This is a genomic window from Methyloceanibacter sp. (assembly GCF_035650995.1).
Classification (GTDB): Bacteria; Pseudomonadota; Alphaproteobacteria; order Rhizobiales; family Methyloligellaceae; genus Methyloceanibacter.
In genome coordinates this window covers 1-14,455 of sequence record NZ_DASRGO010000200.1, presented here as the reverse complement: position 1 = coordinate 14,455, position 14,455 = coordinate 1, and the positions used below count along the sequence as shown (strand labels likewise).

Sequence of the window (14,455 nt, the reverse complement as noted above, 5' to 3'; positions counted from 1 at the left end):
TAGATAAGACGAAAGCGCCCGGTACCACAAGGGTACCGGGCGCCTTTTAATCTTCCTGTAAGGTCAGGATTACTCCATGACGCGGAACACGTTCAGCTCGCCGCCCTGCGGGATGAACTGGAGGCCAGCGGCCTTCGTCATCGCGGTAGCGCCGATAGCGCCGAACTTGTCCTCGAGATCGAGACCGGCGGTCACAGGCAGACCGATCCAGCCGCCGATGCCCGAGTAGACACCGACGTACTCTTTGCCGCCCACCTTGTAGGCGATCGGGTTGCCGATGATGCCGGAACCGAGCTTGCGGCTCCACAGGATCTTGCCGGAGCTGCGGTCGACAGCGCGGAAGTCACCACCGAGCGAGCCATAGAACATCAGGCCGCCGTCGGTAACCATGGTGCCGCCCCAGTTCGGATACGGATCCGGGATCTCCCAAACGGTCTTGCCGGAAAGAACATCGTACTTCTTGATCTTTCCGGTCGTGCCCGGCTTCTCAGGATACATGTACACGTTCGCGAACACGTAGACCGTGCCCTGGTTCGTGTGCGTGCGCTCCTGCGGCTCGAGCTCCATGCACCAGTTGTTGGTGGGCATGTAGAAGATGTTCGGCTCCTTGGGATCGACAGCACCAGGCTGCTGGTCCTTGCCGCCCATGGCAGACGGGCAAGCTTCCACATTGCGGCCAACCTCAAGCGGGGAATGGTCGCGGACCTTGACCGGACGGCCAGTCTTCATGTCGATCTTCTCGGCCCAGTCCACCGTCACGTATTTCGTGGCGCGGAGGAGCGTGCCGTCGGTGCGATCGAGCACATAGGCAAAGCCGTTACGATCGAAGTGGGTCAGGGCTTTCACCTTCTTCCCATCGATGTCCATGTCAGTGAGCATGTTCTCGTTGATGCCGTCATAGTCCCACTGATCAAACGGGGTCATCTGATAGGCGAAGACTGCCTCACCGGTGTCGACCTTGCGGGCGAAGATCGTCATCGACCACTTGTTGTCGAACTGGCCGGCGTTGCACTCCTCATGGCTCTTGTCCGGGCAGCGATAGGCCGGGCTCCACAGGCCGGGGTTACCCGTCGAGTAGTAGACCAGCTTCAGGTCCGGATCGTAGCTGTACCAACCCCAAGCCGCGCCACCGCCGATCTTGTAGTCCTCGCCCGGGAAGGTCTTGATACCCAGGTCGGAACCGGCCGTGCCGTACTCAGGATGCGCTTTGTTGGTGTCAGCCGTCAGGCAAACGTCCTTGTCGGAGCCCGTCGAGTGGCAGGTCCACGCAACGGAGCCGTCCTTGAGGTTGTAAGCCACGACGCGGCCGCGAGCGGCGAACTCGTCGCCACCGAAGCCGATGATCACCTTGTCGTCAGCAATCAATGGAGCGGGGGTGATGGTCTCGCCATGCTCGGGGTAAGCATGCTTCACGACCCAGACTTCCTTACCGGTCTGGCCGTCAAGAGCGATCACGAAGCCGTCGAGGGTGCCGTAGACGAACTTGCCGTCGGCATAGGAACCGCCGCGATTGACCGTGTCGCAGCATGCCCGCGGAACAGCGGACTCGTCACGATCGGTCTTCTTCACGTAGTTCCAAATCTGCTTCGGATGATCGGGATCGGTCAGATCGAGAGCCTGAACGACGTTGCAGTTGGACATGGCCGGGCAGCCGGAGACCATGAACAGCACGGTCTTGCCGCCAACGTCCTTGATCACGAGGGGCTGACCCTCATGGCCACGAAGGGCGTTGGTGCCTTGGAGCCAAATCATCTGCAACTTGCTGACATTCTTCGTATTGATGTCAGCGAGGGCGCTATGACGGGTCAACCCAAAATCACGACCAGGCGCAGGCCACTGGTCGGGATCCTTCATTCTGGCAAGTTGCTCCTCATCGGAGCCTGCCATCGCCTGGCCAGACAGACCCATCGTCACCGCGACGATGCCGCCAGCCAGAACACCAAACTTCATTTTCATGTCTTTCTCCTCTCCCTAGCTACTCAGTTCACCGAACGAAAGCTGAGCTTCTTAAATTTTGCAGGGGGTACGTTTCTCCCGAGGCGCGCATGCCGAGGAGCACCGAGCCCTTGCATTTTGTAGTTGTCACTGTGGATATGGGAGGGTGTCCCGAAAGCGTCGAAGCAAAAAAGTCCGCCTCGCGCCCGCTCCTAGCGGCGGGTCCTCCGATGAACACATCACGCGGTGACACCTCACGAGGAATTGCAACTCACTTGGAGCTTGACGCTGTCGATATCGATTTGGTCGATGGAGGTCAGCATCCCACCCCTTGCTACGCTGCACGCTCATAATTGCCAAATGTAATGGGTTTGCAAGTGAAAAGTGCTCGCGGCAAGAAAATGTGCCAAACACCAGATGGCGCTTGTTGCACTGCATCAAGAAGCGGTTGCCGCCAGACTGTGATGTCAAGTAAAATCTTTCGCCATTTGTGTGCGGCGCACCTTCCGGTTCATCCGCGCTGTTAACTCCGAGAAAGACCCGGCGGCGTCGAATCGCCCCGGCCGCGCGGATGGCTTCACGTCATCGATGCGATTGATGGTTCGCTACCACTCGCGGGGCGTCTTGACACTCGCTGTGGGCAGATGCTGGATGGCGATGCGCATCAATTCGGGAAGCGTGCGCACGCCGAGCTTCGCCTTCAACTGCGTGCAGGTGTTGGCGACCGTCTTGTAGCTTACATGCAGATGCTCGGCGATGACGCCGTAGGGCTTGCCTTCGGCGACGAGAGCGAGCGTTTGCAGTTCGCGCACCGTCATGCGACGCAAGGGATTGGTCGTGCCCCTCGCCTCCATAAACGCGACCTCGGAGGCGAGGTCATGGCTGAGATAAGGTCTGTTCTCCCTCACCCTCTGGAAGGCCTTCACCATCTCGTCGGGCGAGGCATCCTTGAGCACATAGCCGGTCGCGCCGACCTCGAGGGCGCGGCTCACGATCACGGGATCGGAGTGCATAGTGAAGACGAGGATCGGGGTCTTGCTGTCGTGCAGACGCAGCCTCCTGATGAAGGAAAGGCCGCCGAGCGCGCCCGTGCGCATAGCGAGGTCGACGATAATCACGTCAGGCTTCTGCGTGCGGTAGAGGCGGAAGCCGTCGGCTAGACTCTGCGCCTGAATGATCTGCTCGACGCCCGCGTCCTCGAGCAGCTGGCGGCAGCCTTGCAGCACGATCGGATGATCGTCGATGACGAGAACGCGGGTCATGACGCCTCTCCAACCAGCTCTGGCACTCTTGGCTTGTGTGATCTTGTCCGCTGCACCGGAATCTCGACGCGAATCATAGTCCCCTTCGCTGGTGCGCTGTCGATCGTGCACGACCCGCCGAGCGAGCGCACGCGCTCGGCCATGGTCGAGAGGCCGAAGCCTTTGGGAGTCGCGGGAGCGATGCCCTTGCCGTCATCGCCAATGCAGAGACAGAGCTTGGCTAGAGACCGTTTTCCGGACTTGCGCGCGGGCGGCTCCTCGGCCAAGTCGACGGTGATGTGCTCCGCCTTCCCGTGACGAATGGCGTTGGTGATGCCTTCTTGGATGCAGCGGTAAAGCGTCAGATCGACCGCCTCGCCATAGGAGTCGGCGAGGTTGCCGAATGACGTCACCACATGCGTTCCGGGATGCCGCCGCTCGAAGCCAACGCTCAACTCGTCGAGAAGATCGGCAAGCTTGACGCGGCCCAAGGGACCAGGTCTCAGCTTCTTCAGCAGCGCGCGGTTCAGCAGCTTGAGGCGCTCGGCGATCGAAAGAATCTCGCCGACCCGCCGCGAGATCTCCGTGCTGCGATTGTCGCGGAGCTGATCGGCCAGAGTTTGAATCGACGATGCGTTGGCGGTGATCCCGAACAGGCAGGGGCCGGCCTCGTCGTGCAGCTCGTTCGCGACGGCGCGACGCTCCTCCTCCTGGACGGTGATGAGCTGGCGATAGAGGCGACCGTTCTCCTCGCGGGCGGTGTCTAGCGCGCCTGCCAACATGTTGAAGCGGTCGGTGATAACGGCAAGCTCTTTGACCCTGGGCTTGGCGAGTCGGGTCCCGTAGTGACCGTCCTCGAGATTGAGCATTCCCTTGGAAAGTGAAGCGAGGGGACCGAGCATGCGGCCGAGCACAACATAGAGAACGGCGAGCACGGCGACATTGACCGAGACGAGAACGATGGCGAGAGAGGAAAAGTCATGCCAAGCCTCGGCGATCTCGTCGGCGGGCTCGCCCACGATCACGATGGGACTTGCACCCTCGACGGTGACGACGCGCACGGCTCTGCCCACGAGTTGCGGCCTCACCAGGCGGGCAAACCATGAGGGCACGTAAGGCTCGACCCCTGCCCCCTCCCCTTGTACCGACCATGGCGAGATGAAGGTGAGCTGGCCGATCTCATCCATGAACATGATCCGCACATGACGCAGATGCTTGAGCTCGAGCGGCAGTTGCTCGTTGAGCTGGTCGATCTTTCCCTGAGCGCTCAGGTCTTTGATGGTGGCTTCGACGAAACGCTGGGCGACCTCGAGAGAGGCCTCGATCTCGACCCTGGTTGCGGTGCGCGTATTAAGAATGGACACGACCCCCGCGACGATCATGGCAAGAAGATTGATCGTCCCGACCGCCACGAGAAGTTGCGTTCGGACCGGCCGGTCATACCAAAGCTTCTGCAGCACGACTCGAAGTCTCCATGGCGCCAAATTCTCCGCGGTCGCGGGTGCGGACATGGCGCCAGCATAAAGGCACGGCACGCTTCTTTTCTTAGAACATCCCCGGTCTTTCGTCTCTCCCCCGCGGCCTATCGGTCTTCGGCGACAAGCCTTTGCCGCGACGCGCCATGTCCTTGTCAAACGCCGGGCCCGGCGCAAAGGCAATGGCAAGCCTGGCAATACGATTGCCAAATTTTCCCGACCACTATTGGGAGAGTGATCAGAGACGGCCATGGCGGCAAGGCACTAACCTAGAGGCTCCTTTCCGGGGTGATGCCTCACGAGGTCGCCCGGAAGGCTTTGCTGGGTGATCTCGCCGCCGAAGACGTAGCTCTTAATTCGTCTCCTTCCCGTGAGCGGCGGCTTTTCGCGATCCAGGCATCGCCGCCCGGGGTTTCGAGGGTGCAGCCTTCGCGCTGCACCCTCTCGCCTCCGTCGAGGTGTCCTGGTCGGCGCGGCCGTCCCGGTCACATTAAGCTTAAGGTTTCTGGGAAACGGCTCTCCAACGCAAACATGTCGCCTTGCGTTGCCTATTTGCCGGGCATACTTCTGGTCCATTGCCGGTCATGGCGCGGCTGTGCCCTTTCCTGGCGTGCGGAGTGCGCCCGGACCGGTTCCCTTGACCCAAGGAGGCCCGAGAATGAACCGTTCCACACTGACATATATGATGGTGCTTGCCGGGGTGAGCTGCGCCGCAAGCGTCGCACTCGCTGCCAATGTCGTCGTCCCCAAGGAGAAGTGCGCAGCGGCGTGGAAGCTCGCCTCTCCGCACGGCGACGCCATCGCCGGCGGCGCAACCGTACCCGTCGTCTTGAACTTCACGATTGTCGACGCCAACAAGGACGGTAAGGTCGACAAAGGCGAGTTCAAGACGGCGTGCAAGGCAGGACAGGTTCAGGCCGACGAAGCGACCGTCGCCGACATGAAGTAGCGCGAAGCACACGCTGTAGATCGATGCGAGAGGCCGGGATTGCGCGACGAGCGCGGTCCCGGCCTCTCGTCATGAGGTCGGCGAAACCGGGGCCACTCGCGAAGACTTAACGCGGAAGGAGAAGCCTTTTGCGACCGCGTAGATCGAAGGGATCACGATCAGGGTGAGAAGCGTCGACGAGACCATGCCCCCGATCATCGGAACGGCGATGCGCTGCATCACCTCGGCGCCGGTGCCGTGCGCCCACATGATCGGCAGGAGGCCGGCCATGATGGCGGCCACCGTCATCATCTTCGGCCGCACGCGCTCGACCGCGCCCGACATGATCGCATCGTAGAGATCGCCGCGGGTGAATGCTCGCCCCTCGTCTTCGCGTTGCTGCCTCAGCTCGGTCAGCGCATTGTCGAGATAGATCAGCATGACCACGCCGGTCTCGGCCGCGACACCTGCGAGCGCGATGAAGCCGACGGCGACGGCGACGGAGAGGTTGAATCCGAGCCACCACATCAGCCACAAGCCGCCCACGAGCGCGAAGGGCACCGAGAGCATGACGATGAGAGTCTCGGTGATGCGCCGGAAGTTCAGGAAGAGCAGCACGAAGATTATGAGCAAGGTGACGGGAACAACGATCTTGAGGCGCGCCTCGGCGCGCTCGAGATACTCGAACTGTCCGCTCCACGTGGCGTAAGAGCCGGGAGGAAACTCGACACCTGCCGCGACCGCCTTTTTCGCTTCGGCGACGTAGCCGCCGATATCGCGATCGCGCACATCGACATAGATATACGTGGCGAGTTGCGCATTCTCGGTGCGAATGCTCGACGGACCCTGTGCCAGACTGACCTTGGCGACCTCTCCGAGTGGCACGGTGCCGCCATTCGGCAGTGGGATAAGGACTTGCTCGGCGATAGCCTCGGGATTGCTGCGATAGTCGCGCGGGTAGCGAATGCTGACGGTGTAGCGCTCTCGGCCCTCGACGGTCGTCGTTACCGGCTCGGCGCCGAGCGCCATGGCGATCACGTCCTGCACGTCGCCGACCATCAGCCCGTAGCGCGCGAGCTGCGGGCGATCGGGGTCGACGTTCAGGTAGTAGCCGCCGATCGTTCGCTCGGCAAACGCGCTCGAAGTTCCCGGCACCTTGCGGAGAACGGCTTCGATCGCGCGGGCGACCTTGTCGATCGTCTCAAGGTCCTTCCCGAAAACCTTGACCCCAACCGGAGTGCGGATGCCCGTCGAGAGCATGTCGATGCGCGCCTTGATCGGCATGGTCCAGGCATTGGACACGCCGGGAAATTGCAGCGATTTGTCCATCTCGGCGATCAGCTTGTCGGTCGTCATGCCGGGGCGCCATTGATCCTCAGGCTTGAGGTTGATCACCGTTTCGACCATCTCCGTCGGCGCGGGGTCGGTGGCTGTCGCGGCACGTCCCGCCTTGCCCCACACCGACGCCACTTCGGGAAACGACTTGATGATCTTGTCTTGCGTCTGCAGCAACTCGGCAGCCTTGGTGACGGAAATCCCCGGCAGGGTTACGGGCATATAGAAGAGCGTGCCTTCGTTCAGCGTCGGCATGAACTCACTGCCAAGCTTCGACGCCGGCCAGAGACTCAAGGCGAGCACGATCAAAGCGAGGACGATCGTCACGCCCTTGAACTTGAGGGCGAGCCTGATCACCGGGCGATAGATCGCGATCAGAAAGCGGTTCACCGGATTCTTGTGCTCGGGCATGATGCGGCCGCGCACGAAGATCGTCATCAGGGCCGGCACGACCAGAACCGAGAGCAGCGCGCCGGCCGCCATGGCGAAGGTCTTGGTGTAGGCGAGCGGCTTGAACAGCCGCCCCTCCTGCGCTTCCAGGGTGAAGATCGGCAGGAAGGAGACAGTGATAATGAGCAGGCTGAAGAAGAGCGCGGGACCGACCTCGATCGCGGCCTCGATCAACACCTCGCTACGCGGCTTTCCCGCAGGCGCGCGCTCCAGACGCTTGTGCGCATTCTCGATCATGACGATGGCGGCGTCGACCATGGCGCCGATGGCAATGGCGATGCCGCCAAGGCTCATAATGTTGGAGCTCAAGCCTAAGAGCCACATGCAGAAATAGGCAATCAAGACGCCGAGCGGCAGGGTGATGATGGCGACGAGCGCACTGCGGGCGTGCAACAGGAAAATGATGCACACGAGGGCGACGATTGCGCTTTCCTCAATCAACGTGCGCTTCAGCGTATCGATGGCGCGATTGATCAGATCGGAACGGTCGTAGACCGCTTCGATGCTCACGCCCTTGGGAAGGCTCGGCGCGATCTCCGTCAGCCGGTCCTTCACGTGCTGGATGACCGAGAGCGCATTCTCGCCGAAACGTTGGAGCGCGATGCCGGAGACCACCTCCCCTTCGCCGTTCATCTCGGTGATGCCGCGCCGTTCGTCGGGCGCAAGCTCGACGCGCGCAACGTCCTTGAGCAGCACCGGCACGCCGGCGTCGTTCTTCACCACGATCTGCTCGAGATCCTGAGGAGACTTGATATAGCCGCGACCGCGGATTGCGAATTCGGTCTCCGAGACTTCGACCGTGCGACCGCCGACATCCATGTTGCTCGCGCGGATGACATCGCGAACGCGCGACAGCGGAATGCCGAGGGCCTGAAGCCGGCGCGGATCGACCACGACACTGTACTGCTTGACGAACCCCCCGACGCTGGCCACCTCCGCCACGCCTTCGGCTTTGGCAAGCCCGAAGCGGATATACCAGTCCTGGACGGTGCGGAGCTCGGCGAGATTCTTCTGCGCGCCGCGCACGACATATTGATAGACCCAACCGACGCCGGTTGCGTCCGGTCCGAGGGTAGGCGTGACGCCGGCGGGCAGCCGCTTCGAAGCGGCGCTCAGATATTCGAGAACGCGCGAGCGCGCCCAATATATGTCAGTGCCGTCCTCGAAGATCACGTAGACGAAAGAGACGCCGAAAAAGGAGAAGCCGCGCACCACTTTCGACCGCGGCACGGTCAGCATCGCGGTGCTTAGCGGATAGGTGACCTGGTCTTCGACGACCTGCGGCGCCTGGCCAGGATACTCGGTGTACACGATGACTTGCACGTCCGAGAGGTCTGGGATGGCGTCGAGCGGCACTTTGGTGACGGCGTAGATTCCGGCGAGCGTGACAAAGACAGTGGCGATGCCAACGAGGAAGACGTTGCGGGCGGACCAGCGGATGAGCGCAGCGATCATTGCGACGCCTCCTGTTGGCCGAAGCTCTGCAACGCGGCCTTGAGATTGCTTTCGGCGTCGATGAGGAAGTTGGCGGAGGTGACGACCTCCTCGCCGGGCTTGAGGCCATCGGTGATTTCCGCATAGCCCTCTCCGCGGCGACCGAGTTTCACCGCACGCGGCTCGAAGCGGCCCTCGCCCTTGGCGACGAGCACGACTTGCCGCGTGCCGCTGTCGATGACGGCGCTGTCGGAAACGGAAGCGACAGGACCACCGTCAGCTCCGGTATGGAAGACCACGTCGGCATACATGCCGGGCTTCAGTTGCCCGTCGGGATTGTCCAGCTCGATGCGAACCGAAACGGTACGCGTCTCGGGCTTCATCATCTCGGGATAGATGAAAGTGACCACGCCCTCATGCGGCGCCGCCGGAAAAGCCCTCAGCGTCACAGTGGCCCGCGTGCCGACCTTGACCTCAGCGATGTCGGCCTCTGCGACTTCGGCCACGACCCAGACTTTGGAATGGTCGGCGATGCGGAACAGTTCGTCGCCCGCAGCCACGCGTTGACCTTCGATGACGTTCTTCTCGACGATGTCGCCCGTCGCAGGCGACGCCCAGTCAAGCGTGCGCGGATTGGTCATGGTCTTGCGCACCTCTTCTATGCGGGCGTCCGGGACATCGAGATTGCGCAGCTTCTGCATGGCGCCATCGAGATCGCCGACTGCCACTCCCTGTTCCCGTCCGCGCGCACGCACGGCAACCAGGAGGTCGGCCTGGGCCAACTGGATTTGCGGGCTGTAGAAGCGGAACAGCGGCTCGCCCTTCTCGACGTGCTGCCCGGTCTTATTGACGAAGAGCTGCTCGATGTAACCGTCCGAGCGGACCGTCACGATGGTGAGCAGGGATTCGTCGTGCTGCACGGTGCCGATGCCGCGTACAGCGCGGGAGATGGCGCGAACTTCGACCTTTTCCGTCGTCACGCCGATGCGCTGGATCTTGTCGAGACTTACCTTGACCGTGTTCGGATCGTCGGCCTCGTCGGCGTAGACAGGGATATAGTCCATGCCCATGGAGTCCTTCTTCGGCACGGGCGAGGTGTCGGGAAGTCCCATGGGATTGCGGTAATAGAGAATTTTCCGCCCCGTCTTGTCTGGCGCGGCGGCTTGCTCCGCGGCGGCCGGGGTCGCGATCGGCTCGGGGCGATGCGCATACCAATAGCTGCCGGCGGCACCGGCAGCGATGCCGGCACCCAAGATCATCACATTGTTCAGACGGCTCATGGCGCGTCTCCGAATCCTCGTTGGCGGGGACTCTGCCGCGAAAGGCAAAGCATCGGCCGCATGCGGATCGCGGCGAGCGAGCGCTCGCGTATTCCGGCACGGGCTTTGGTGAGGATTTAGGCGCGCGGAGGCGGTAGAGGTGGATTGCTCGATTGAGTGGCGATGTTCTTAGCCACAAGCGTGAACCTCTGCGAGGACGATGGCGAGTACCGCAGGCCCGACAAAGCCGCTAAAGTCGCAGAGAAGTCGGAATATTTCAGCATGCATGTGCCAAACTTGCCGCACTCGTCCTGCGCCTGCTTTGGACAATGTTGCCCTGGTGGACAGCACTCAGATTGCGCGGCGATGACGGACGAACCAGGCGCAAGCGTGCGCATTTCGGCGCCTGTAACTGGCAGCATTGCCACCGAAAGGGCAATCAAAGGAACAAGTAAGGTTCGGAACAGGCTCATGGCCTCTATAGGACTACCCGCCACCTTCCATCACGGTCAAGTGACGGAGCCGTGAGGCCAATTTAAGGCTGAATGCCTCATGTGGCGCGCTTGCCGAAGGCGAGGATGCCCGAGACGGGGACGACGAAGCCGATGGCGACCGCAGCGATGGTGAGCGCGGCGAGATTGGCATAGGAGCCGCGGCCGACCTCGAACAAGAGATTGAGATATTTTGTCTCAAGCTGACCGGCGACCAGGGCGACATTCATCCACGACGCCATCAGCGCAAACCACGTCGCCCGCCTCCCCGCCGGAGCGTTGATGGCGACGAGGGTGAGCGCGGGGATCATCGACAGCTCGGCGAAGGGCGAGGCCACCGTGGTGTCGACGAGCGCGATGGTACGCGCGCCGAAGCCGAGCGTCTCCTCCGTCCACAGATCGAGACGGAGCGCGAGCGCGATGTTCGGCAGCGACAGAATGGTGCCGACGATGGTGACCCACAGCAGGACCTTGGCGATCGGCGCCCGCGTGATGACGTCGGAGAAGAGCCACGCGCCGGCGAGACTGAGAGCGGCACCGATCTGGGCGAGTGTGCCGTAGAACGCCTCGTCGAAGCCGAGCACGTCGATGGTGAACCAGCGGTAGCCCTCACCTACGCCTGGCGTCGCGCGGAAGAGAAATATCACCAGCGCGGCATAGAAGATGCGGCTGCGGTGCACCTCGTCGACAACATCCTCGGCGATGCGATGGAGCATGAGCGCGATGACGGTGAGGGAGACGAGGAAGACGATTTCCTGGCCGAGCGGCACGCCACCGAGCCCGATCGCCAACACCGCCGCACCGAACAGGAGACCGCCGCCGAGAATGCGCCAATCGACCGGCTTCCTCTCGGCCGTGTCCAGGCGGACGAGCATGGCGCCCGAGAGCGACGTAGCGGGAACCGCAAGCCCGAGCAGGAAGACCGTCTCGTAGCTGTAGATCTTCGCAAGCCAGCCCGAGAGGCCCGCGACCGATAGGATGCCCGACCAGAGCGCAAGGCGCCCCAAGACCTGGACGAGACCGAGCTCACGCTGGATTTCGGTCTCAGGCTTCGGCGTGCCGTCGGGGTTCCGCCGCGCGACGACCTCGGTCGTCATCGCATCGGCGATCACGTCCTGAAGCACGACGCCGACGACAATGAGGAGCTGCGCCAGAACGTAGAGCGCGTTCTTGCTGGCGAACGCGATCCAGCCGCCGGCGCCTCCGGCGAGAATGATCAGGCCGGAGGCGACAAGGCAGGCCCCGATGAACACATAGGAGCGCCGCTGGGAACCAAGGATGGGCACGGAGTCGGCGAGCTGGCCGAACACCATCTTGATGGTCCAGGGGAGCGTGAGCCACACCGCGATGGCGGCAAGCTCGGCGGGGGAAAATGTGAGCGCCTCCTTGACCCAGAAGGCCTCGGCGATGGCGACCAGACCGAGCGCGCCATAGGCGTAATAGATCATGAGCAGCGGCAGATAGCGGAGCCGCATCGCCCTGATCGGGGTGAGAAAGGCGCGTGCGAGCTTGCCGGAGAGCGGCGATGCTGGTGAAGTGCGGCTCGCATCTTGTCCTTGGGTCATTGCCTTGCCTTAAGCAGCCTCACGGTAAATGCACTTGCTTGATTTCGCGGCAAATCGCCCGTTCAGCGCCAATACTTTGGGCGCTTGATTTCGCTCAATGTTTCGATGCGAACCGTCTGTTGCCCTGTCACAATTATTAAGGCTTAGGGCCTTAGACCGATAAACGCCCCGTGTCAGCCGAGCCCACGTTTCGATGACCATTCGCAACCTCGAACGCGCCTTCGCCCCTCGCTCAGTCGCCGTCATCGGCGCCTCGACCGAGAAGGGTTCGGTCGGCTGCGTGCTGACCGAGAACGTCCTTGGCGCAGGGTTCCAAGGCAAGGTGTTCCTGGTCAATCCGCACAGCAAAGAGATCGCGGGGCAGCCGTGCTTCGCCTCGGTCGCGGCGCTGCCCGAGGCACCGGACCTCGCCGTGATCGCGACGCCGCCCAAGACCGTGCCCGAACTCGTGGCGGAGCTCGGCAAGAAAGGAACGCGCGCGGTCGTCGCCATTACGGCGGGCCTCGCGCGCGAACAGAAGCAGGCGATGCTCACCAACGCGAAGCCCTATTGCCTGCGCATCGTCGGGCCGAACTGTCTCGGCATCGCCGTGCCGGGAATCGGACTCAACGCGACCTTCGGTCTCAGCCGCCCCCTCCCCGGCAAGCTTGCCTTCCTCTCGCAATCGGGCGCGCTCATCACCGGCATCATCGACTGGGCGAATTCGCGCGGCATCGGCTTCTCCCACGTCGTGTCGATGGGCGAGATGGCCGACGTCGATGTCGGCGACCTGCTCGATTATCTCGCGGCCGACATGGCGACGAGCGCCATCCTGCTCTATCTCGAAACGATTCCCCGGGCGCGAAAGTTCATGTCGGCGGCGCGCTCGGCGGCGCGCGCCAAGCCCGTGATCGTGATCAAGTCGGGCCGCTACGCGGAATCGGCGCGCGCGGCCTCGACGCATAGCGGTGCACTTGCCGGCGGGGATGCCGCGGTCGGCGCCGCCTTCCGACGCGCAGGCCTGGTGCGCGTCCAGGAACTCGAGGAGCTGTTCGCCGCGGCGGCGACGTTGACCGATCTCAAGCCCGTCGCCGGCAACGAGCTCCTGATCCTGACCAATGGCGGCGGCGCCGGAGTGCTTGCGGTCGACGATCTGATGACTTCAGGCGGCAAGCTTGCCACGCTGAGCAAGGAGCTCATCGCCAAACTCGACAAGGTGCTGCCGCCCAACTGGTCGCGGGCAAACCCGATCGACATCATCGGAGACGCTTCGCCGGCGCGCTATGCCGCCGCGCTCGAAGCCGTGCTCGCCGACAACGACGCCGATGCGATCCTCGTCATCAACTGCCCCACGGCGCTCGCTTCCTCGCGCGACGCCGCCCGCGCGGTGATCGACATCATCGCCAAGTCGGCCAAGGTGAAGCGGCAGCCGCCGATCCTGACCAATTGGCTCGGTGAAGTGGCAGCCAAGGATGCGCGGTCAATGTTCCAGGCGGCGTCGATTCCGAGCTACGAGTCGCCGACCGACGCGGTCAACGGCTTCTTCTATCTCTGGCAGTATACCAAAGCGCAGGAAGCATTGATGCGCACGCCGCCCCGCGAGACCGAGCGCGCGCGGGTCGCCGAGGAAGCGGCCCGCGCCATCCTCCGCGTCGCCGCGTCAGCCGGCCGCTCGCTACTCACCGAGCCAGAGGCGAAGGCCGTGTTGTCGGCCTACGGCATCCCGACCGTGCCGACGCGCGTGGCGGCAAACGCCAAGGAGGTCGGGGAGATCGCCAGAGGGCTGCTCGAACAATCCCCAGCGATCGCCCTCAAAATCCTGTCGGAGGACATCTCGCACAAATCCGACATCCGCGGCGTGAGGCTCGGTCTGCAGTCGGTGGCGGAGGCAGCTCGCGTCGCCGAGCTGATGGAAGCGCGGGCGCACGAGCTTCGTCCCGAGGCGCGGCTGCAAGGCTTCACGGTTCAGCCGATGGTGGCGCGATCGGACTCCCACGAGCTGCTGATGGGCGTTTACGAGGACCCGCTGTTCGGCCCGATGATTCTGTTCGGCGCGGGCGGAACGGCGGCCGAGGCCATCCATGATACCGCCGTCGCGCTGCCGCCGCTGGACGCGGAGCTGGCACGCGACCTGATGAGCCAGACACGCATCTTCAAGCTACTCGAAGGCTATCGCGACCGTCCGGCAGCCGACCTTGACGCGATTGCGGGCGCGCTCGTGCGCCTGTCGCAGCTCGTGGTCGATTGCCCAGCGGTGCGGGAGCTCGACATCAATCCCCTGGTCGCCGACGAAACCGGGGTGATCGCGCTCGATGCGCGTATCCGTATCGAGCCGAGCGAAGTCGAGAAGGTCGGTCCCAATC

The 14,455-nt window shown here is 63.0% G+C and carries 8 protein-coding genes; 2 read left to right on the top strand and 6 right to left on the bottom strand.

Translation table 11 applies throughout. From position 1 onward, the window contains the following. Positions 1-69: 69 nt before the first annotated feature. The 3 genes from VFB18_RS15100 to VFB18_RS15090 all read right to left on the bottom strand — a co-directional run bounded on the left by VFB18_RS15100 (position 70) and on the right by VFB18_RS15090 (position 4,636). Positions 70-1,956, bottom strand: coding sequence for a PQQ-dependent dehydrogenase, methanol/ethanol family (locus VFB18_RS15100; RefSeq protein WP_324977134.1), 1,887 nt, complete (start codon positions 1,954-1,956; stop codon positions 70-72). Positions 1,957-2,540: 584 nt separating this feature from the next. Further along, on the bottom strand, positions 2,541-3,197 hold the full coding sequence (locus tag VFB18_RS15095; RefSeq protein ID WP_324977131.1) for a response regulator transcription factor: 657 nt from the start codon (positions 3,195-3,197) through the stop codon (positions 2,541-2,543). Continuing rightward, positions 3,194-4,636 (bottom strand): ATP-binding protein, encoded by a 1,443-nt coding sequence (locus VFB18_RS15090; RefSeq protein ID WP_324977129.1) that lies wholly within the window; start codon positions 4,634-4,636, stop codon positions 3,194-3,196. The genes VFB18_RS15095 and VFB18_RS15090 overlap by 4 nt, the downstream gene beginning before the upstream one ends. Before the next feature lie 673 nt (positions 4,637-5,309). On the opposite strand from VFB18_RS15090, the gene VFB18_RS15085 reads away from it, so the two are divergent. Further along, complete coding sequence (locus VFB18_RS15085) at positions 5,310-5,600, top strand: EF-hand domain-containing protein (protein ID WP_324977127.1); 291 nt, start codon at positions 5,310-5,312, stop codon at positions 5,598-5,600. A gap of 69 nt (positions 5,601-5,669) precedes the next feature. Here the strand turns inward: VFB18_RS15085 and VFB18_RS15080 are convergent, their stop codons facing one another. The 3 genes from VFB18_RS15080 to VFB18_RS15070 form a co-directional block, all read right to left on the bottom strand. After that, on the bottom strand, positions 5,670-8,819 hold the full coding sequence (locus VFB18_RS15080; protein ID WP_324977125.1) for a CusA/CzcA family heavy metal efflux RND transporter: 3,150 nt from the start codon (positions 8,817-8,819) through the stop codon (positions 5,670-5,672). Then, positions 8,816-10,078: an efflux RND transporter periplasmic adaptor subunit gene (locus VFB18_RS15075; protein WP_324977123.1), complete on the bottom strand. Its 1,263-nt coding sequence runs from the start codon at positions 10,076-10,078 to the stop codon at positions 8,816-8,818. The genes VFB18_RS15080 and VFB18_RS15075 overlap by 4 nt, the downstream gene beginning before the upstream one ends. 529 nt (positions 10,079-10,607) lie before the next feature. After that, positions 10,608-12,113 carry a hypothetical protein gene (locus tag VFB18_RS15070; RefSeq protein ID WP_324977120.1) on the bottom strand — a complete coding sequence of 502 codons (1,506 nt, stop codon included), beginning with the start codon at positions 12,111-12,113 and terminating at the stop codon, positions 10,608-10,610. Positions 12,114-12,306: 193 nt separating this feature from the next. Here VFB18_RS15070 and VFB18_RS15065 point away from each other — a divergent pair. After that, on the top strand, positions 12,307-14,455 hold a 2,149-nt coding region (locus tag VFB18_RS15065; protein ID WP_324977117.1), incomplete at its 3' end, for an acetate--CoA ligase family protein.

What these genes read in the sequence shown, in the direction of transcription:
- VFB18_RS15100 (WP_324977134.1), bottom strand. Translation starts at nt 1,956, where the DNA reads ATGAAAATGAAGTTTGGTGTTCTGGCTGGCGGCATCGTCGCGGTGACG.
- VFB18_RS15095 (WP_324977131.1), bottom strand. Translation starts at nt 3,197, where the DNA reads ATGACCCGCGTTCTCGTCATCGACGATCATCCGATCGTGCTGCAAGGC.
- VFB18_RS15085 (WP_324977127.1), top strand. Translation starts at nt 5,310, where the DNA reads ATGAACCGTTCCACACTGACATATATGATGGTGCTTGCCGGGGTGAGC.
- VFB18_RS15080 (WP_324977125.1), bottom strand. Translation starts at nt 8,819, where the DNA reads ATGATCGCTGCGCTCATCCGCTGGTCCGCCCGCAACGTCTTCCTCGTT.
- VFB18_RS15075 (WP_324977123.1), bottom strand. Translation starts at nt 10,078, where the DNA reads ATGAGCCGTCTGAACAATGTGATGATCTTGGGTGCCGGCATCGCTGCC.
- VFB18_RS15070 (WP_324977120.1), bottom strand. Translation starts at nt 12,113, where the DNA reads ATGACCCAAGGACAAGATGCGAGCCGCACTTCACCAGCATCGCCGCTC.